Origin of the sequence: Actinotalea subterranea (genome assembly GCF_008364845.1) — a bacterium.
In the GTDB taxonomy this organism is placed as follows: Bacteria; Actinomycetota; Actinomycetes; order Actinomycetales; family Cellulomonadaceae; genus Actinotalea; species Actinotalea subterranea.
The window spans coordinates 437,789-457,496 of record NZ_VTTP01000001.1 but is presented as its reverse complement, the minus strand read 5'-3'; the positions used below and the strand labels follow the sequence as shown (position 1 = coordinate 457,496).

At 74.3% G+C, this 19,708-nt stretch carries 15 protein-coding genes; 11 read left to right on the top strand and 4 right to left on the bottom strand.

Translation table 11 applies throughout. From position 1 onward, the window contains the following. Positions 1 to 1,015, top strand: a 1,015-nt coding sequence (locus tag FZ988_RS02115) for a PKD domain-containing protein (RefSeq protein WP_149202328.1), incomplete at its 5' end; no start/stop codon positions are given. 47 nt (positions 1,016 to 1,062) lie between these two features. Further along, on the top strand, positions 1,063 to 1,995 hold the full coding sequence (locus tag FZ988_RS02110) for a glycosyltransferase family 2 protein (RefSeq protein WP_246169093.1): 933 nt from the start codon (positions 1,063 to 1,065) through the stop codon (positions 1,993 to 1,995). Here FZ988_RS02110 and FZ988_RS02105 read toward each other — a convergent pair. Then, positions 1,935 to 3,227, bottom strand: a complete 1,293-nt coding sequence (locus tag FZ988_RS02105; RefSeq protein ID WP_149202326.1) for a hypothetical protein — start codon at positions 3,225 to 3,227, stop codon at positions 1,935 to 1,937. The two genes, FZ988_RS02110 and FZ988_RS02105, sit on opposite strands and share 61 nt — an antisense overlap. Positions 3,228 to 3,389: 162 nt before the next feature. On the opposite strand from FZ988_RS02105, the gene FZ988_RS02100 reads away from it, so the two are divergent. The 3 genes from FZ988_RS02100 (at position 3,390) to FZ988_RS02090 (ending at position 6,536) form a co-directional block, all read left to right on the top strand. Further along, a complete protein-coding gene (locus FZ988_RS02100) occupies positions 3,390 to 4,451 on the top strand; it encodes an acyltransferase family protein (RefSeq protein WP_149202325.1) in 1,062 nt (353 codons plus the stop codon). 82 nt (positions 4,452 to 4,533) lie between these two features. Then, positions 4,534 to 5,736, top strand: a complete 1,203-nt coding sequence (locus tag FZ988_RS02095) for an acyltransferase family protein (RefSeq protein WP_149202324.1) — start codon at positions 4,534 to 4,536, stop codon at positions 5,734 to 5,736. Then, positions 5,733 to 6,536 carry a polyprenol monophosphomannose synthase gene (locus FZ988_RS02090; RefSeq protein ID WP_149202323.1) on the top strand — a complete coding sequence of 268 codons (804 nt, stop codon included), beginning with the start codon at positions 5,733 to 5,735 and terminating at the stop codon, positions 6,534 to 6,536. Before FZ988_RS02095 ends, FZ988_RS02090 begins: the two co-directional genes overlap by 4 nt. Before the next feature lie 111 nt (positions 6,537 to 6,647). Here the strand turns inward: FZ988_RS02090 and FZ988_RS02080 are convergent, their stop codons facing one another. After that, positions 6,648 to 7,121, bottom strand: coding sequence for a GtrA family protein (locus FZ988_RS02080; RefSeq protein ID WP_149202322.1), 474 nt, complete (start codon positions 7,119 to 7,121; stop codon positions 6,648 to 6,650). Between the two features lie 156 nt (positions 7,122 to 7,277). On the opposite strand from FZ988_RS02080, the gene FZ988_RS02075 reads away from it, so the two are divergent. The 4 genes from FZ988_RS02075 to FZ988_RS02060 all read left to right on the top strand — a co-directional run bounded on the left by FZ988_RS02075 (position 7,278) and on the right by FZ988_RS02060 (position 13,142). After that, the gene (locus FZ988_RS02075) at positions 7,278 to 7,733 is read left to right on the top strand and encodes an FAD synthase family protein (RefSeq protein ID WP_149202321.1); all 456 of its coding nucleotides are present in this window, start codon (positions 7,278 to 7,280) and stop codon (positions 7,731 to 7,733) included. Positions 7,734 to 7,967: 234 nt separating this feature from the next. After that, positions 7,968 to 11,663, top strand: a complete 3,696-nt coding sequence (gene mfd / locus FZ988_RS02070; RefSeq protein WP_149202320.1) for a transcription-repair coupling factor — start codon at positions 7,968 to 7,970, stop codon at positions 11,661 to 11,663. Positions 11,664 to 11,785: 122 nt separating this feature from the next. After that, positions 11,786 to 12,355: a hypothetical protein gene (locus FZ988_RS02065; protein ID WP_149202319.1), complete on the top strand. Its 570-nt coding sequence runs from the start codon at positions 11,786 to 11,788 to the stop codon at positions 12,353 to 12,355. A gap of 7 nt (positions 12,356 to 12,362) precedes the next feature. Beyond that, positions 12,363 to 13,142: a nucleoside triphosphate pyrophosphohydrolase gene (locus tag FZ988_RS02060; protein WP_246169092.1), complete on the top strand. Its 780-nt coding sequence runs from the start codon at positions 12,363 to 12,365 to the stop codon at positions 13,140 to 13,142. Here FZ988_RS02060 and FZ988_RS02055 read toward each other — a convergent pair. Together FZ988_RS02055 and FZ988_RS02050 are read right to left on the bottom strand one after the other, a co-directional pair. After that, positions 13,120 to 15,492 (bottom strand): hypothetical protein, encoded by a 2,373-nt coding sequence (locus FZ988_RS02055; RefSeq protein ID WP_149202318.1) that lies wholly within the window; start codon positions 15,490 to 15,492, stop codon positions 13,120 to 13,122. The genes FZ988_RS02060 and FZ988_RS02055 overlap by 23 nt on opposite strands. 1 nt (position 15,493) lies before the next feature. After that, a complete protein-coding gene (locus FZ988_RS02050) occupies positions 15,494 to 16,180 on the bottom strand; it encodes a hypothetical protein (protein ID WP_188078937.1) in 687 nt (228 codons plus the stop codon). Between the two features lie 482 nt (positions 16,181 to 16,662). Between FZ988_RS02050 and FZ988_RS02045 the strand changes: the two genes are divergently transcribed. Further along, entirely contained in the window at positions 16,663 to 18,222 is a 1,560-nt protein-coding gene (locus tag FZ988_RS02045) for a Re/Si-specific NAD(P)(+) transhydrogenase subunit alpha (protein ID WP_149202317.1), read from the top strand. Between the two features lies 1 nt (position 18,223). Next, on the top strand, positions 18,224 to 19,639 hold the full coding sequence (pntB, locus tag FZ988_RS02040; protein ID WP_149202316.1) for a Re/Si-specific NAD(P)(+) transhydrogenase subunit beta: 1,416 nt from the start codon (positions 18,224 to 18,226) through the stop codon (positions 19,637 to 19,639). The last annotated feature ends 69 nt before the right edge of the window (positions 19,640 to 19,708 follow it).

Sequence of the window (19,708 nt, the reverse complement as noted above, 5' to 3'; positions counted from 1 at the left end):
CTCGGGTGCGACGGCGTCGCACGCCTACGGTGCGGCGGGCACGTACACGGTGACCCTGACGGTGACCGACGACGACGGCGCGACGGCCTCGACGACGCGCGACGTCACGGTGGCCGCGCCGCCGAACCAGGCCCCGGTGGCGGCGTTCACGGCGACGGCGACGGACCTGTCGGTGTCGGTGGACGCATCGGGGTCCTCGGACCCGGACGGCACGGTCGCGGGGTTCGCGTGGGACTTCGGTGACGGCGCGACGGCCTCGGGTGCGACGGCGTCGCACGCCTACGGTGCGGCGGGCACGTACACGGTGACCCTGACGGTGACCGACGACGACGGTGCGACGGCCTCGACGACGCGCGACGTGACCGTCACCGCACCGCCCGAGCCGGGCGACGCGTTCGCCGCCGACTCCTTCGGCCGCACCATGGCCGGCGGCTGGGGCATCGCCGAGGCCGGTGGCGCCTGGACGGGCGTCGGCACCGCGAGCCGGTTCTCGGTCGACGGGTCCACGGGCGTCCACACGATGGTCGCTGGCGGCACCCTGACCTCCTCGCTCGACGCGGTCGGGTCGACGAGCACGTCGATGCGCGTCACGGTCACGGCGGACAAGGTGCCCAGCGGTGGCGGAGCCTTCGTGCAGGTGCAGGGCCGACGGGTCTCGGCCACCGACTTCTACGGTGCACGCCTGCGGCTCCAGGCCGACGGGTCGGTCCAGCTCCACGTCACCCGGAACGGGACACCCCTGAGCGGCGGCGTGGTCAGCGGGCTGACGTTCGCGGCCGGCGACGAGCTCGAGGTGCTGCTCGAGGTCGACGGCACGTCGCCGACCACCGTGCGGGCGAAGGTGTGGAAGGCCGGCGACGCCGAGCCCGCGACCTGGCGTGCCTCGGTCGTCGACTCGACGGCCGTGCTCCAGGCGCCCGGCGGTGTCGGGATCAGCACGTACCTGTTCGGCTCGGCGACCAACGGTCCCGTGCGGTTCGGCTACGACGACCTGACGGCGGGGCCGGTCGAGTGAGCGACGGGGGCGGGTCGGCAGCGGGGGAGGGCGCGGACGTCACCGTCGTGACGCTGACGTTCCGCAGGCCCGACGACCTGCGCGACGCGCTCCCGCTCCTGCTCGAGCAGGTCGAGTCGGTGCCGCGCGCCGAGCTCCTCGTCGTCGACAACGACGAGGAGCCGACCGCACGCGCGGTCGTCGAGGAGTACGCGGGCCGGCCCGTGCGCTACGTGCACGAGCCACGGCCCGGGATCGCGGCGGCACGCAACCGTGGCCTCGACGAGGCGGCGGGCTCCGAGGTCGTCGTCTTCGTGGACGACGACGAGCGTCCCTGCGAGGACTGGCTGCGCACGCTGCTGGCCACGTTCCGGAAGACGGGCTGCACGGGCGTCGTCGGCCCCGTCCTGTCCGTGTTCGACGGCCCGGTCGACCCGTGGATCGTCGCGGGCGGCTACTTCACGCGCCTGCGGCACCCCACCGGCACGGTGGTGCGCGTCGCTGCGACGAACAACCTCCTGCTCGACGCCCGCGCGGTGCGCACGTGGGGCCTGCGGTTCGACGAGCAGTTCGGGCTGTCGGGCGGCTCCGACACGGTCTTCGCGCTCGAGCTCGCCGCGCGCGGGGGCCGGCTGGTGTGGTCCGACGAGGCCGCCGTCCTCGACGTCGTCCCGCCCTCGCGGGCGACCCGGTCGTGGGTGGTCCGCCGCGCGTTCCGGATGGGCAACACGGGCAGCCGGGCCGCGGTGCACGTCCGCCGCTCCGTCGTGGCGCGCACCGGTGTGCGGCTGACGACGGCGGCGCGCGGCCTCGTGCGCGTCCTCGGCGGCGGCGCGCGGTGGGGGTGGGGGTGCGTCGCCCGTGACCTGCGCTCGCAGGCGCGCGGCGCGCGGACTGCCGTGCGCGGCGCCGGAATGCTGCTCGGCGCGTTCGGCTACGTCTACGCCGAGTACGCGCGTACGTCGGCGCCGGCCCGTCGGCTGCTGCGCACGGGGTCGTAGACGGCCAGGGCCAACCCCAGCGTGAGGACCATGAGGGTCACCGAGCTGTTGAGGGGGCTGAACAGAAGGTTCCAGGCGGTACGGATGACGAGGAAGGTCATGAGCGCGTTGAGGCTGCGGCTGCCCACGGAGTCGGCGAAGTGACGGCCGACCTGCCACGCCATGAGCGCGCACAGCGCCACCCCGACGAGCCCGTAGCCCGCCCACAGGTCCCCGAGCATCGAGTGCAGCTCGAAGCCCGAGCCGAACATGTAGTTCTCGACGTACCCGTTGTTCGGGTCGTAGCCGAGGTCCGCCATGCCGGCCTTCGCGAGGGTGACGTCCTGGGCGGACGGCAGGGTGCCGGCACCGTAACCCTGCGGGCGGGCCTGCACGAGCGCGGACGTCGCGCCGAGCTCGGGTCGGGCGCCGAGGATGAGGGAGCCGCTCGTGGCCATCTGGGCCGCGGTGCGCTGCTGCGTCGACTCGCCGAGGTAGCCGTCCAGGATGAGGCCCTGCCCGAGGTTGTACACGGCGAACCCGAGCGCCAGCACGAGGCTCATGGACCGCAACGTCGACCGACGGCGCCCGCTGGTGGGCCGGGGGCCGGCGCGCCACGCGACGAGCACCGCGGTCAGCACGAGCATCGCGAACGTGGAACGGCCGTCGTTGAGCGCGGAGACCGCTCCGAGGGCGAGGGCCGCGGCGACGCCCAGCCACTTGCGGCGCAGGTACCACGTGAGCCCGAGCAGGAGGACGGTCAGCGGGACCGAGAAGCCGAAGCGCCACGGGTTCTCGGCGAACCGGCCCTCGCCCGAGATGCCGGCCAGCATGCCGACGCCGTAGAGCACCGCGACGAGCGCGTCGGGGAGCAGGGTGCGGGCCCACAGCAGCACCCCGGTACCCACGAGCAGGTTCAGGACGAGGACCACCGAGACGAGCAGGAGCCGGTCGGACGTCCGGCGGTCGGCGGCCGAGACCTCGGTCAACCACACCCCGGCGACGAGCGCGGCCGCCCCCAGGCCCATCAGGAGGCTCGCGCCACGGAACCGGCGCAGCGAGCCGATCCAGACCGGCGCGAGCGCGACGCCCAGGAGCGTCCCCAGGGTGATGCTCAGGTGGACCTCGAACCGCACCGCGGTGAGGACGACCGCGAGGGCGGCGACGACCGCCGCGGGGGAGACCCGGACCTCGAGGAGCGTGGGGCGGAGCGGGTGCCGACGCGCGACGGCTCCCGTGCGCGTCCCGGGCATCGCTCACCTCGTCAGGAACCTGGTCGGGTCGGTCCGGCCCGGCCTCGTCGGTCCGCCGAGTCTAGCCAGGTCGGTGCCGCTGCGAACGGGCCCGGCCGGGCGTCGGCGTCGGCCCGGGACACGCTCGCCGTGGGTTCCCGGGTGGCTGCCTACGATGGGACGGTGCGCGGCGAGCCGGTCGGGGCCCCGGGCCCCCGGACGGCACCCGGCGGCGCGGCGGGTGCCAAGGAGCGGCTCGACTGGATCGACGCAGGCCGGGGCATCGCGATCGTCATGGTCGTCCTGTTCCACGCCGCGAACTGGCTGCTGGCCGCGGGCGCGCAGACCTCGGGCTGGGTCGAGCTCAACACCGTGGTCTCCTCCCTGCGCATGCCCCTGTTCTTCACGCTCTCGGGCCTGTTCGCCGCCAAGTGGGTCCGTGGGTCGTGGCGTCGCCTCCTCGACGTCAAGGTGCGGCTCTACGGATGGGTGTTCCTCGTCTGGGGCCTGGTCGGCTCGACGGCCTTCGCCGTCGGCGTCCGCATGAAGGGTGAGGGGTCCCTCGGCACGATCGTCGTCCCGTTCCTCCTCTCGCCCGTGATGCCGCGGCTCGAGCTGTGGTTCATCTGGGCCCTGGCTCTGTTCTTCGTGGTCGCCAAGGCGACGGCGAAGGTGCCGCCCGTGGTCCAGGTCGCGGTCGCCCTCGTCGGCGCGGCGTTCGCGCTCAGCGGCTGGGAGACCGCGAGCGTCGGGTGGAGCGGGTCGGTCAAGTACTACGTGTTCTTCCTCGCCGGCATGTACGGGCGCGACGTGGTCATGCGCCTCGGGCGCACACCGCGCACGGGTCTCCTTGCCGCCGTCACCGTCGCCTGGGCAGGCGTGTCGCTCACGTTGTGGCTCCTCGGCCTGCGGGACGTGCCGGGGCTCTACCTCGTCAACTGCGTGCTCGGGGTCCTGGCCGGCATCGCGCTCGCGCGCGCCCTCTCGGGCGTCGCGGTCCTGCGGCACGTCGGCTCCCACACGCTGCCGATCTACCTCGCGCACACGCCGCTGATCGTGCTGACCTCGGTCGCGCTGCACTACACCGTGCCGCTCGCGGGGCCCGTCGTCGGCTGGCTCCTGCCGCCCGTGGTGGGCGCGCTCGCGATCTGGGCGGCCCTGCGGCTGCGTGACGTCGCGCAGCGGCACGGCGCCGGGTTCCTCTACGCGCCGCCACGCTGGTTCTTCGGGGGGCGGGGCGCATGAGCAGCCGGGCCCCGGGGGCCAGGTGGGTGATTTGTCCGAACCGTGTTGATCCGCCCGGTCCCGGACGGGGAGACTGGCACGCATGGGCGAGCGGGGCATGACGGGGCACGCGCGCGGGACGGCCCGGCTCGACTGGGTCGACGCCACCCGCGGGTACTCCGTCGCGGCCGTCGTGCTCTTCCACGTGATCCTGTGGAGCTACGCACCAGCGATCGCCGACCTCGACGGCGTCGAGGTCCCCTTCTGGGGGACGGTCAACTCGATCCTCGGCAGCGTGCGCATGCCCGTGCTCCTCGCGGTGTCGGGCCTCGTGATGGCGCGCCGCATCCGCACGGGCCCGCTGGTCCACGGAACGCTCGCCAAGGCGGCCGCCAACTACTACCTGTACGTGGTGTGGCTGCTCGTCTACGCCGCGTTCTACGCGGTCGTCACGCAGGCGTACCTGCCGCACCGCGTGGATGGGCCGGTCGAGGTCCTCGCGCAGCTCGTCGTACCCGCCACGACGCTGTGGTACCTGCTCGCGCTCGCGGTCTACACGGTCCTGCTGACGCTCGTGCGACGCGTCCCCGCCTGGGTCGTGCTGACGGTGCTGACCGTGCTCTCCACGCTCGTCCACGGCCAGAGCTTCCCCGACCAGCTGTGGAACAAGGTCCCCGAGCTCTTCGTGTTCTTCGCGTTCGGCGTCTACGGCGCGACCGTGCTGCGGCGCCTGGCCGAGCGCGCCCACGCGGTGTGGCTCGTGGCCGCCGCCGTCGTCGCCGTCGGGGTCACGGGCCTCGGCCGCTTCACGCACGGCCGTGCGGCCGACGCCCTCGTCTTCGTCCCCCGCGGTCTCGCGTTCATGGTGCTCATGGTGCTGGCGGTCGTGCTCGCGGTTCGCTGGGCCCCCGTGCGAAGGCTCGGTGTCGCGCTGGGCCGGCAGACCCTCGCCGTGTACGTGCTGCACCCCCTGTGGATCGCGCTGCTGACGGTCCTCGTCGTGGGCCCCCTGCGCCCGGCCCTGCGCGCGCTGCTGGCGAACCCCGCCGGCGCGGCGCTCTACCCGCTCGTGGTCACTGCGCTCCTCATCGCCCTGAGCCTGCCCGTCCGTGCCCTCGCCGGGCGCGTGCACCTCGGGTGGCTCTTCGCGCTGCCCACCGCCTGGTCCGACGCCCTGTCCGGCGCCCGCCGTCCCACCTCGTCCCGCGAGACCGCGTCCGAGGCCCGTCCCACCGGCACCATGCAGGCGCCGAACGCAGCACGTCTCAACGGGCCCGTCGCGGCCTCCGGAGGGGAGCTCCCATGAAGCACGACACCACGGCGCGCGCGGACTGGACCGAGGTGAGCCGGGTCCTCGTCGTCGTCCCGACCTACAACGAGATCGACAACCTGCGGCCCGTGGTCGGCCGGGTCCGTGTGAGCGTCCCGTCGGCGGACGTCCTCGTGGTCGACGACGGGTCGCCCGACGGCACGGGGGACGAGGCCGACCGCATGGCGGCGCAGGACCCCCAGGTCCACGTCATGCACCGGACCGCGAAGGCGGGGCTCGGTGCCGCGTACCTCGCAGGCTTCGCCTGGGCGTTCGACCACGGGTACGACGCGGTCGTGGAGATGGACGCGGACGGGTCGCACCAGCCGGAGCAGCTCCCCGACCTGCTGCGGGCCCTGACGGTCCCCGGTGCCGACCTCGTGCTCGGCTCCCGCTGGGTCCCGGGCGGCTCGGTCGTCAACTGGCCGTGGCACCGGCGCCTGCTGTCCCGCGGCGGCAGCATCTACTCGCGTGTCGCGCTCGGCCTGCGGGTGCGCGACATCACGGGCGGGTTCCGCGTCTACCGGGCGGGGGTCCTCAAGGAGCTCGTCCTGGACGGCGTCGAGAGCCAGGGCTACTGCTTCCAGATCGACCTGGTGCGCCGCGCCGTCGCGCACGGGCGTCGCGTCGTCGAGGTGCCCATCACGTTCGTCGAGCGTGAGGCGGGCGAGTCGAAGATGAGCCAGGCCATCGTCAAGGAGGCCATGCTCCGGGTCACGCTCTGGGGCCTCGCGCGGGTGTTTGGCCGCCGGGCCAAGGGCAGCCGGGTCACGGCCGCGAGCCGGTCCGCGGTCTGAGGCCGGTCCGCGGTCGGCGGCAGCGGTCCGCCGGCCGCCGCGGCGACCGGCGGGGCCTCGGCGACCGGCGGGGCCTCGGCGACGAGTGAGGCCTCAGTGACCGGTGGGGCCTCAGTGACCGGTGAAGACGAGCTTGCGGTAGCTGAGGTACCGGATCGCCGTGCCGACGGCGACGCCCACGACGTTCGCGGAGATGTTGTCCGCGAGGGCGGACGTCAGGCCCAGGACGTAGTGCGAGACGAAGAGGCACGCGACCGAGGCGCCCATGCCGACGACGTTGATGACGGCGAAGGCCAGCAGCTCACGCGCGGGCGTCGCGGTGCGCTGGGACGAGAAGGTCCAGTACCGGTTGCCGACCCACGCGACCATGGTCGCGATCGCCGCTGCGACGATGCGCGCCGTGATCGGCTTCTCGGCGAGCAGCTCTCCCGGGCCGAACCGCAGGAGGTTGAAGATGCCGACGTCGACGACGTACGCGACGGCGCCGACGGAGCCGAAGCGTGCGAGCTCGGCCACGCGGCTGGTCACGCGCGTGCGGAACGCGACGGGAAGTGGTGCGACGCTCGCGTCGGTCGTGGCTGCCATGGGTGAAGCGTAGGCGCCCGCAGGGCGGTTCGTCAGGTATGCCCGGAAGGTTTCACCCGTCCGGATGTGTCCGGTTCGTCCCGACTTCCCCTAGCCTGGACGAAACCCGCATGCCGTCGCCGTCGCCGGCTCCGTCGTCCGGCACCAGGAGGCCCCATGACCCGCATCGGCTACGCGCCCGGCGCGTACGACCTGTTCCACGTCGGGCACCTGAACCTGCTGCGCCAGGCGAGGACGCACTGCGACCACCTGATCGCGGGCGTCGTGGCCGACGAGGTGCTCGAGGTGACCAAGGGCCGCCGTCCGGTCATCCCGCTCGAGGAGCGCATGGAGATCGTCCGGCACATCTCCTTCGTGGACGAGGTCGTCGCGGAGACGCAGCCGGACAAGCTCGTCACGTGGGAGTCGGTCCGCTTCGACGTGATCTTCAAGGGCGACGACTGGCGCGGCACACCGAAGGGCGAGCGCCTCGAGCGGGACTTCGCCTCGGTCGGCGTCGACGTCGTGTACTTCCCGTACACGGTGCACACCTCGAGCACGGCCCTGCGCCGTGCGCTCGCGGTGCTCGACGGCGCCCCGGAGCCTGCCGCGGAGGCGCGCGCGCACCGCTGAGCGTGCGCGGCCGCGCCGGGCCGGGCGGCGTGGCGCCGCGCCCTCGGGCGACCCACGCGGCTGCGCTCCGGGCGGCCGACGCATCTGCGCCGCCGAGCGGTGTCGCAGGTGCCTCGTAGACTCGTACCACCCCCGCTCCTCGCTGGAACGGGGCTCGTCGTGCTGCCCGCCGCCTGGCACCAGGCCCCGGTGCCGGCACGTCCGACCCCGTCCCGCGCTCACGGATCTGGACCCATGAACCTCACCGGCATCCTGCCCGTCCTCCTCACCGACCCGGCGGCCGCCGAGGCCGTCGAGCTCGCGCGCACCCGTGCGGGGCGAGGACAGGTCGACGTGGTGTCCCCGGCAGGCGTGCGGGCGCCGCTCGTGGCTGCCCTGAGCCAGGCCGTCGCGACGGCGGGCGACGCCGCGGCCCCCGCACCGGTGGTCGTCGTGACCGCGACGGGGCGTGACGCCGACGAGACCGCGGCAGCGCTGCGCTGCTACCTGCCGTCCGACGACGTCGCGGTGCTGCCCGCCTGGGAGACCCTTCCGCACGAGCGCCTCTCGCCGCGCAGCGACACCGTGGCTCGCCGGCTCGCCGTGTTCCGCCGCCTCGCCCACCCGACCGACGACGCCGGGCAGTCGGGTCGCATCCGCGTCCTCGTCGCGCCCGTGCGCGCGCTGCTCCAGCCCGTCGTCGACGGCCTCGGGGAGCTCGTTCCGGTCGCCCTGCACGCGGGTGACCAGGTGGACCTGGGGGACGTCGCGGAGCGTCTCGCGGCGGCCGCGTACACGCGCGTCGACATGGTGGAGCGACGCGGGGAGTTCGCCGTCCGCGGCGGGATCCTCGACGTCTTCCCGCCCACCGACGACCACCCGCTGCGCATCGAGCTGTGGGGGGACACGGTCGAGGAGATCCGCTGGTTCTCGGTGGCCGACCAGCGGAGCCTCGAGATCGCGCCGGAGGGCGTGTGGGCGCCGCCGTGCCGCGAGATCCTGCTGACGGCCCCGGTGCGCGCCCGGGCCGCGGCCCTCGCCGAGCAGCTGCCGGGTGCCGCGGAGATGCTCGAGAAGCTCGCGGAGGGCATCGCCGTCGAGGGCATGGAGTCGCTCGCCCCCGTGCTCGTGGACCGCATGGTCCCGGTCCTCGACCTCCTGCCCGGGCACACGCTCGTCACCGTCGCCGACCCGGAGCGGGTCCGACGCCGGGCGCACGACCTCCTCGCGACGTCCCAGGAGTTCCTGGACGCCGCGTGGACGGCTGCCGCCGCGGGCGGGAGCACGCCGATCGACCTGCGGGCCGCGTCGTTCGCGAGCTACGCGCAGACCCGTGAGCTCGCCCTGGAGCGCGACCTGGGCTGGTGGACCCTGAGCAGCTTCACGCTCGACGGCGAGGCTGGCACGGGTCGCCAGGCGGACGGGCCCGGCGGGGTCGAGGGATCCGGGGACGACGGCCAGCGGGACGCCGACGCCGCGGGTGGGGCGAGCCTCGTCGTCGCCGCGCGAGACGTGCGCGGGTACCACGGCGACGTCCCGGCCGCCGTGGCGGACCTGCGCGACCTCCAGCGGGACGGCTGGCGGCTGGTCCTGACGACCGAGGGCCACGGCCCGGCGCAGCGCATGGTCGAGCAGCTCTCCGGCTTCGACGTGCCCGCCCGGCTCGTCGCCGAGGTGCCGGCCGAGCCCGAGGGCGGGGTCGTGCTCGTGACGCCCGCGTCCGGCGGGCGGGGCTTCGTCGCGCCCGAGCTCCGGCTCGCGGTGTTCAGCGAGCAGGACCTCACGGGGCGCGCGGGCACGTCCACGAAGGACATGCGCTCGATGCCGTCGCGCCGCCGCAACGTCGTCGACCCGCTCGCCCTGCGTGCCGGCGACTTCGTGGTGCACGAGCAGCACGGCGTCGGCCGGTTCGTCGAGCTCGTGCGGCGGACCATCGGGACAGGCCCGACGGCGGGCACCCGCGAGTACCTCGTCATCGAGTACGCGGCGTCGAAGCGGGGCCAGCCGGGCGACCGCCTCTACGTGCCGTCCGACCAGCTGGACCAGGTGACCAAGTACGTCGGCGGCGAGTCGCCGACCCTCAACCGGATGGGCGGCTCGGACTGGGCCAAGACCAAGGGCCGTGCGCGCAAGGCGATCAAGGAGATCGCCGGCGAGCTCATCCGGCTCTACTCGGCGCGCATGGCGACCCAGGGCCACGCGTTCGGCCCGGACACGCCCTGGCAGGCCGAGCTCGAGGACGCCTTCGCGTACGTCGAGACGCCCGACCAGCTCGTGACGATCGACGAGGTCAAGGCCGACATGGAGAAGACGGTGCCGATGGACCGCCTCGTGTGCGGCGACGTCGGCTACGGCAAGACGGAGATCGCGGTGCGGGCCGCCTTCAAGGCGGTCCAGGACGGCAAGCAGGTCGCCGTCCTCGTGCCCACCACGCTCCTCGTGCAGCAGCACCTCGATACGTTCGCCGAGCGCTACGCGGCGTTCCCCGTGACCGTCAAGGCGCTCTCGCGGTTCCAGTCCGAGTCCGAGTCGCGTGAGGTCGTCGAGGGCCTCGTCGACGGCTCCGTCGACGTCGTGATCGGCACGCACAGGCTCATCACGGGCCAGGTGCGGTTCAAGGACCTCGGCCTGGTCATCATCGACGAGGAGCAGCGGTTCGGCGTCGAGCACAAGGAGACGCTCAAGCAGCTGCGGACCAACGTGGACGTCCTCGCGATGAGCGCGACGCCGATCCCGCGGACCCTGGAGATGGCCGTGACCGGCATCCGGGAGATGTCCACGCTCGCGACGCCGCCCGAGGAGCGTCACCCGGTCCTCACGTTCGTCGGGGCCTACGACGAGAAGCAGGTCACCGCGGCCATCCGACGCGAGCTGCTGCGCGAGGGCCAGGTCTTCTACGTGCACAACAAGGTGAGCTCGATCGAGAAGGCCGCGGCCCGGCTGGCCGAGCTCGTCCCGGAGGCCCGCATCGCGACGGCCCACGGGAAGATGGGCGAGCACCAGCTCGAGCGGGTCATCCAGGACTTCTGGGAGAAGCGGTTCGACGTCCTCGTCTGCACCACGATCGTCGAGACGGGCCTCGACATCTCCAACGCCAACACGCTGATCCTCGAGCGCGCGGACCTGCTCGGCCTGTCCCAGCTCCACCAGCTGCGGGGGCGTGTGGGCCGTGGCCGCGAGCGCGCCTACGCGTACTTCATGTACCCGCCGGAGCGGCCGCTGACCGAGACCGCGCACGACCGCCTCACGACGATGGCGGCGAACACGGACCTCGGCTCGGGCATGCAGATCGCGCTCAAGGACCTCGAGATCCGCGGGGCCGGCAACCTGCTGGGCGGCGAGCAGTCCGGGCACATCGCGGGCGTCGGGTTCGACCTGTACGTGCGGATGGTCGGCGAGGCGGTGGCGGCGTTCCGCGGCGAGCCCGACGAGCGCCCCGCCGACGTCACGCTCGAGCTCCCGGTGGACGCCCACGTGCCCCAGGAGTACATCGAGCACGAGCGCCTGCGCCTCGAGGCGTACCGCAAGATCGCGGACGCGACGACGGGTGAGGCGCTCGACGCCGTCCGCGCCGAGCTGGTCGACCGGTACGGACCCGTCCCGCCGGCCGTCGACAACCTGTTCGAGGTCGCCGGCTTCCGCAACCTCGCGCGCGAGGTCGGGCTCACCGACGTCACCGCCCAGGGCCGGTACGTGCGCTTCGCCCCCGTCGAGCTCCCCGAGTCCGCGACGCTGCGCCTCAAGCGCCTGTACCCGGGCACCATCCTCAAGCCGGCGATCCGCACCGTGCTCGTGCCGTTCCCCACGACCGCGCGCATCGGCGGACGACCGCTCGCCGGCGCGGAGCTGCTCGCCTGGGCCCGGGAGCTCATCGGCGCCGTGCTCCAGGGCAGCGTCGCGGCCGCTGCCGGTGCGGCGGCGGGCGGCACCGCCTCAGGCGCGCGGCAGTGAGACGCGGCGCCCGCGTGCGCACCGGCCCGCACCGCCCCGGGCTGAGCACGACGCGCGGGAGGGTCGCCTACGATGGGCGGCGCGGACGCCGACCGGCGTCCCGGTGCGAGGAGGTCGGACGGGTGGCGACAACGCGCAGGGCTGTGGCGGCGGCGACGGGGATCCTCGCGGGTGCCCTCGTGCTGGCCGGGTGCACCGCCGACCCGCGGGCGGCCGCCGTCCTCGAGGACCGCACGATCTCGCAGGCGACGCTCGAGCGGGCGCAGGAGGACCTCGGGAGCCTGGGGACCGTGCCCGAGGCGGGCCGCGTGCTCGTCTTCCTCATCGTCGCGCCCACGTTCATCGACGCGGCCGCCGAGCACGGCGTGGGCGTGTCGCGCGACGACGCGCTCGAGGCCATGGAGGCGAGCGCCGTGGACGCGGGCCTCGACCCCGTGCCCGACTTCGGTGACGGCTCCGTCGAGATCATCCGGATGAGCCTCGCGCTGCAGAAGCTGCAGGGCCTGCCGGACGCCCAGCAGATCGTCGAGGAGCTGGACGCCGAGGTCCAGGCGCTCGACGTCGAGGTCAACCCGCGGTACGGCGAGGCGGACCTCGCGACCGCGACCATCGCGCGCCCCGACCTCCCGTGGATCGTGGCCACCGAGGCCGAGGACGAGGCTGCCGGGGCGAGCACCGGCACGACGGACTGAGCGCGACGTGAGCCCGGCCGGTCCCCGACGCTCGGACGCGCTCGCGGACCTCGTCGAGGTCATGGACCGGCTGCGCTCGCCCGGGGGCTGCCCGTGGGACGCCGAGCAGACGCACGAGTCGCTCGTCCCCTACGCCGTCGAGGAGGTCTTCGAGGTCGTCGAGGCGGTCGAGACCGGCGACCGCGTTGCGCTGCGCGAGGAGCTGGGTGACCTCCTGCTCCAGGTCGTGTTCCACGCACGGGTCGCTGCCGAGCACCCGACCGAGCCGTTCGACCTGGACGACGTCGCCGCGGGCATCGCGGCGAAGCTCCGGCGGCGGCACCCCCACGTGTTCGCCGAGGCTCAGGTGCGTGACGCCGCCCACGTGAGCGCACGCTGGGACGAGATCAAGCGTGCCGAGAAGCAGCGCGCATCGGCGCTCGACGGCATCCCGGCGGGGCTGCCGGCCCTCGCACGTGCGCAGGCGGTCCTCGCCCGGGCCCGTCGGGCCGGCCTGGACACCTCGGCCGCGGGCCTGGACGGCCCGGCCGCGGGCCTGGACGCCCCGGTCGCGGGCCTGGACAGCCCGGCCGGTGGCCTGGACACCCCGGCCGGCGGGGGCGACGCCCCGCGACCGGCCGAGGCGTCGTCCGGACCCGAGCTCGGCAGGTCGCTCCTCGCGCTCGTGGTGCAGGCGCAGGTCGCGGGCGTCGACGCGGAGGGTGCCCTGCGCGCAGCCGTCCGGGACCTCGAGGCCTCGCTGCGTGCCGCCGAGCCGGCCCCGGTCAGGCCGACCGTCGACGGATGAGTGCAGTGAGCGCACCACCGAGCCCGAAGAGGGCGAGGGACCCGAGGCCGCGCGCCACGTTCTGCGCGCCCGACCCGTCGGCACCGGCGATCTCGATCGAGTACGCGGTCGCCGCGGCCGCCCCGTCGGGAGCCCCGAAGGCCATGCCCTCCTGGGCGGCGCGCTCGGCGCCGGCCTCGATGACGGCGTACTTGACGCCGTAGTCCTGGGCCGTCTGCTTCCCGTTCTCCACGAGCACCGAGGTGCCCTCGGCGGACAGCCGCGCCGTCCCGTCGACCAGGGCGGGCGCACCGTCGGCGGCCGTCGTGAGACCGGACGCGAGCTCGGTCGAGCCGTCCGCGGCGCTCTGCAGGCCCTCGGCGAGCTCGTCCGCGCCGGTCGTGAGCCGGGTCGTCCCACCGGACAGGGCCGTGGACCCGGTGACGAGCTCGGTGGTGCCGGCGCTCAGCACACCCGCGCCGTCGGAGAGTCGGCTCAGGCCGGCGAGGAGCCCCTGGCCCCCTGCGGAGACCTGTCCGACGCCGCCCCGCGTGAGGTTGAGCCCGCCCCGCAGCGTCTGGCCCGCCTGGTCGGCGGGCGTGGCCGTCGGGCTCCCGACCGACGCGATCGCCGTCGTCAGGCCTTCGAGCAGGCCGGGCCGCGCGGGGTCGCACATGCCCGGGTAGGCGCCTGCGCTCAGGCCGCAGCCGATCGCGACGAGGGCGGAGCCGGCCGCCGGGTCGAGCGCGTTGCGGAGGTTCGCGAGGCCCCCGGTGACGCCCGCGAGGTACGCGGTCGCGGCCTCGAGCCGCGCCGCGCGGGTCGTCAGGTCGGCGGCGATCGCGTCGAGGTCGGTCCGCGTCGCGGCCGCCATGCCCGGGTCGCCGGCCGTCAGGGTCGTGATGCTCGTCGACACCGCGCGCAGGTCCCCGGCGGCCGTGACCTGGCCGGCCGCGGCCCCCGCCGCCGTCTGCAGCGTCGTGAGACCTGCGACGGCGGCGGCGACCTTGGTGCGCAGCTGGTCGATGCCGTGCAGGAGCGTCCCGGGGGTGCTCGCGGAGCCGATGCCCGTGGCCATCCGTCCGAGGCCCGCCGGGCCCGCGAGCTGGGCCAGGCCGGCGTCGATCTTCGCGAGGCCGCCGTCGACCTGGGTGAGTCCGCCGAGCAGCTGCGGCACCGCGCCCTCGGCGGAGGCGAGCCCGGCGTCGAGCTGCGCGCTCCCATCCGCGAGGCGACGCGCGCCGCCCGCGAGGCTCGCCGCCCCGGCGTCGGCCGTGCGCAGGCCGTCCGCGAGGGTCTGCGCACCGGGCGCCGCCGAGCCGGCGAGCCCGGCGGACAGCTCTGCCGCACCGTCACGGAGCTGGACGAGGCCCTCGAGGAGGGAGGCCGCGCCGTCGTGCAGGGCGAGGAGGTTGGCGTCGATCTGGACGGCGCCGGCGGTCAGGTCGACGCCGCTCGCGGCACCGCTCGCGTAGCTCGCGGAGCCGCCCTTGAACGACGGGCTCGTGAGCGGCGAGACGGGCAGCGCGGTCATGGTCGCCGGTGGCACGACGCCGGCGCGGATCTGCGCGGTGTACCCGAACTCGGCCGTGGGAGACCCGATGGGCGGGAAGAGGGTCATCTGGAAGGTCATGCGGGTGCCGCCGCGGCCGTCGCCGGCCATGCTGGCCTCGTCGGAGCTCACCGCGGTGAACGTCGGCGGCAGGGTGGTCACGAGCTGGCCGATCATCGGGACGACCGTCTCGGCCGTCGTCGACACCTGCGTCCCGGTCCCGTCGTCGTAGGTGACGGTGTCCTGGCGCGCCGTGAGGTTGGTGACGGTGTAGCGGACCTCGAGCGTCCCCGACCGGCCGACGACGCCGCCCGGCGTCACCTCCGTCCCGTCGAGGCGGTACTCGACCTCGACACCGAGCGGGAGGTCGTCCGTGAAGTCGCTGACGGTGCGCAGGCGGCGCTCGCCGTCGACGCTCACCTCGGCCCGCAGCATCCCGTCGCTCACGTCGTAGCCGCCGAAGCCGTCGAGGTCGCGCAGGCCCTGGTCGGAGACCGGGTTGAGCACCTCGACGGTCCCGTGGCCCGTGAGGCTGAGCTGCTCGTAGACGCGCGCCTCCCGCAGCCGGCCCGTCGCGTCGAGCCGTGCCTGCACGGTCTCGGTGTTGGTGACGACCACGTCGCCCTCGGGCAGGGCCGCGCGCGCCGCACCGCTGCCGGCGGCGGGCGCCGCGACGACGAGCGCGGCGGTCCCCGCGGCGAGGACGGCCGACGCAGCCCGCCGCGTGCGGCTCGGGACGCGCAGCCGGGGGACGGGGTGCCGGAGCGCGCGCAGCCGGGGGACGGGGTGCACGGGGGTGGGCCTCGCGGGTGCGGTCATGTCAGGGCTCCAGGGTGGGCTCGAAGGAGGGGGCGGGCGCGGCCGGTCCTCGCCGCGCGCCGAGGCGGTCGCCGCGGCCGTTGCGGCCGGCCGCGCCCGCGAGGAGGTCGAGGTCGTCGTCGCGCTCGCGGTCGTGCACGTCGGCAGCGTCGGCGGCGTCGGTCGCGGCGGGTGCGGTCCGGGACGGAACCCGCGACGCGAGCAGCGCGGTCGCGAGGAAGCCGGCGCCTGCGGTGAGCAGCACGGCGGTCGCCGCGCGGGGCGACGTCGTCAGGACGGCCGACGGGTCGGCGGTGTACAGGGCCTCGTAGGCGCCGGCCATCGCGGCCGCCCCCAGCAGGGTCGCCCAGAGCGGCACGCGGCCCCGTGCGGCCGCGGTGACGGCGACGCACACGAGCACGACGGCGAGGACCGCCACCGCGCGGCCGGACGGTGCGTCGGGCAGCACGGCGGCCCGCAGCACGTAGGCGACCCACGCCGCGCCGAGACCGAGGGCGAACGCGCCGACGCGTCCGGGGCCGGACCGGTCTGGACGGTCGGAGCCGTCGGGCGCCAGCCCGAGGGCGCCGCCCAGCGCCGCACCGAGCAGCGCGACCCCTTGGACGTCGGGCCCGAGCAGGCCGGGGAGCAGGACCGTCGCGGCTGCGACGGCGGCGAGGACGGTGCCCGCGAGGACGTTCCGTGTCATGACCACCTCGTTGTGGTGAAGGGGGGCGAGCGGGAGCGCCCGGCGGGTCGGCGGTGCGGCGTCGTTGCCGCACCCGCGTCGTCCCCGTCGGGAGCGGGCCCATACCTACCAGCGGCTCGCGGCACCCGAGAAGGCCAGTACTAGGTACTTGGTCCCATTCGTGCCAGATCGTTACCATTCCGTGACCCTCGGGTGGACGGGATCATGGGCCGCCGGGTGGCCCCGCGCGCGCGTCACGGCTCGCCATGACGGGTGAGGGCGGGCGGCTGGTCCGGCGCGCCCCGGCGCCGTCGGCCGGCCCACCGGTACGTCTGCCGGGGCGGCTGCCGGGACGCGGTCTCACCGGTCCCGGTGCACGTCAGGGGGGTGGGACGATGAGGCCTGAGCCGAACGTCCCGCGAGCCTGCGGTGCGGGCCGCTACGGTCATCCAGGTTGTCGCGCCACCCGGCCAGCGTGGGCAGGTCAGACAGGAGTGTGCTCGGTGAAGATCGGCGTCCCCCGCGAGTCCAGGCCCGGCGAGAGACTGGTCGCGGCGACGCCGCGCACGGTCGCCCAGCTACGCAAGCTCGGCTACGACGTGGTCGTCGAGGAGGGCGCAGGCGCCGCCGCGAACTTCCCGGACGTCGCGTACGCCGAGGCGGGCGCGACAGTCGTCGCCGCCCCGGAGGTGTGGGCCTGCGACGTCGTCACGACGGTCAGCACCCCGGCCGACGCCGACCTCGCCTCGCTCGCACCGGGCGCGACCCTCGTCTCGATGCTCGCTCCGGCCGCCCACCCGGAGCTCGTGACCGCGCTCGCCGAGCGCGGCGTCACGGCCCTTGCGCTCGACGCGGTGCCCCGCATCTCCCGTGCCCAGGCGCTCGACGTGCTGAGCACGCTGTCCAACGTCGCCGGCTACCGGGCCGTCATCGAGGCGGCCGAGGAGTACGGCGGCATGTTCACCGGTCAGGTGACGGCCGCAGGCAAGACGGCGCCCGCGAGCGTGTTCGTCATCGGCGCCGGCGTCGCGGGGCTCGCGGCCATCGGTGCCGCAGGCAGCCTCGGCGCGCAGGTCCGCGCGTTCGACGTGCGGCCCGAGGTCGGCGAGCAGATCGAGTCGATGGGCGCGCAGTTCGTCCAGGCGGCCGCGGCCCAGCAGGACGTGAGCGCGGACGGCTACGCGGCCGAGCTCACGCAGGAGCAGGAGCGGCTCACGGCGCAGATGTACGCGCAGGAGACCGCGCGGGCCGATGTCGTCATCACGACCGCGCTCGTGCGCGGCAAGGCGCCGACGACGATCACCGCGGCGATGGTCGCCGCGATGCGCCCCGGCAGCGTCATCGTCGACCTGGCTGCCTCCGGCGGCGGCAACTGCGAGCTCACGGTGCCCGGGGAGCGCGTCGTCACGGACAACGGCGTGGTCGTCCTCGGCTACACCGACCTGACCAGCCGTATGCCGCAGCACACGTCGCAGCTCTTCGGCACCAACGTCGTCAACCTCATGTCCCTGCTCACGCCCGAGCGCAACGGCGAGGTCGTCCTCGACCTCGAGGACCCGGTCCAGCGCGGGATGACCGTCGTCGCGGCGGGCGAGGTCATGTGGCCACCGCCCCCCGTCCAGGTCTCGGCCGCGCAGGCGGCACCCGCGGCACCGGTCGTGACCCCGCAGGAGCGCGCTCGCCTCGCCGAGGTCGCCGCCGCCGACGCCCGACGTCGCGGGACGCGCAGGTCGGTCCTCTACGCGCTCGGCGCCGTGCTCATGGCCGCCGCGGTCGCCGCGGGACCGCCCGCGTTCCAGGGCCACTTCACCGTCTTCGTGCTCGCCGTGGTCGTCGGGTACTACGTGATCTCCAAGGTCAGCCACTCGCTGCACACGCCGCTCATGGCCCAGACCAACGCGATCTCGGGGATCATCCTCGTCGGCGCGCTGCTGCAGATCGGCTCCGACAACCTGCTCGTCTCCTCGCTCGCGTTCGTCGCGGCGTCCGTGGCCAGCATCAACATCTTCGGTGGCTTCCTCGTGGCGTACCGGATGATCAACATGTTCCGGAAGGAAGGCTGACGTGCTGACATCCCTGGTGCAGGCCGTCTACCTGCTTGCCGCGGTCCTGTTCATCCTGAGCCTCGCCGGGCTGTCCCGGCCCGAGTCCGCCCGGCGCGGGAACGTGCTCGGCATGGTGGGCATGGTCCTGGCCCTGGCCGCGACCGTCGTGCTCAGCCTGCAGAACAGCGAGCGCTCGGTCGTGGTGACCCTGCTCCTCATCGCGCTCGTCTTCGCGATCGGGGCCGGCGCGGGCATCTGGCGTGCGCGCAGCGTCGAGATGACGCAGATGCCCGAGATGATCGCGATCCTGCACAGCTTCGTGGGTCTCGCGGCGGTGCTCGTCGGGTTCAACTCCTACTTCACGGAGCCCGCCGAGGCCGTCCACCAGGTCGAGGTGTACCTCGGCGTGCTCATCGGCGCTGTCACCTTCACGGGCTCGATCGTCGCGTACCTCAAGCTCTCGGCGAAGATCAGCTCCGCGCCGCTCATGCTCCCGGGCCGCAACATGCTCAACCTCGGGGCGCTCGTCGCCTCCGCGGGCCTGATGGCCTGGTTCATCGCGGACAACGCCGCCGCCCCGCTCATCGCCATGACGGTCGTCGCCCTCGCGCTCGGCTGGCACCTCGTCGCGTCCATCGGCGGCGGCGACATGCCGGTCGTCGTGTCGATGCTCAACTCGTACTCCGGGTGGGCCGCGGCCGCCGCCGGCTTCATGCTGAGCAACGACCTGCTCATCATCACGGGCGCGCTCGTCGGCTCGTCCGGTGCGATCCTCTCCTACATCATGTGCAAGGCCATGAACCGGTCGTTCATCAGCGTCATCCTCGGCGGGTTCGGCGTGGACACCGGCACCGTGGTGGCGCCCGCGGCTGACCAGGGCGAGCACCGTGAGGTCACCGCGGCCGAGGTCGCGGAGATGCTCGTCCAGGCGCGGTCCGTGGTGATCACGCCCGGCTACGGCATGGCCGTCGCCAAGGCCCAGTACCCCGTCGCCGACCTGACGGCGCGGCTGCGCGCCCAGGGCATCCAGGTGCGGTTCGGCGTGCACCCGGTCGCGGGGCGCCTGCCCGGTCACATGAACGTGCTGCTCGCCGAGGCCAAGGTCCCCTACGACATCGTGCTCGAGATGGACGAGATCAACGACGACCTGGCCGAGACCGACGTGGTGCTCGTCATCGGGGCGAACGACACGGTCAACCCGGCCGCCCTCGAGGACCCGGGCTCGCCCATCGCCGGCATGCCCGTGCTCGAGGTGTGGAAGGCGCACCAGGTCGTCGTGTTCAAGCGCTCGATGGCGACGGGCTACGCGGGCGTGCAGAACCCGCTCTTCTTCCGCGAGAACACCGCGATGCTCTTCGGCGACGCCAAGCAGCGGGTGGACGACATCCTCGCGGCCCTCACCACGCAGGCGGCCGAGGCGGTCCACGCGGGCTGAGCACCACCGCGGCGCGCCCGGGCGCACCGGGCGCGCGGCCTGGGCGTCCTCGTGCTGAACTGCGGGGGA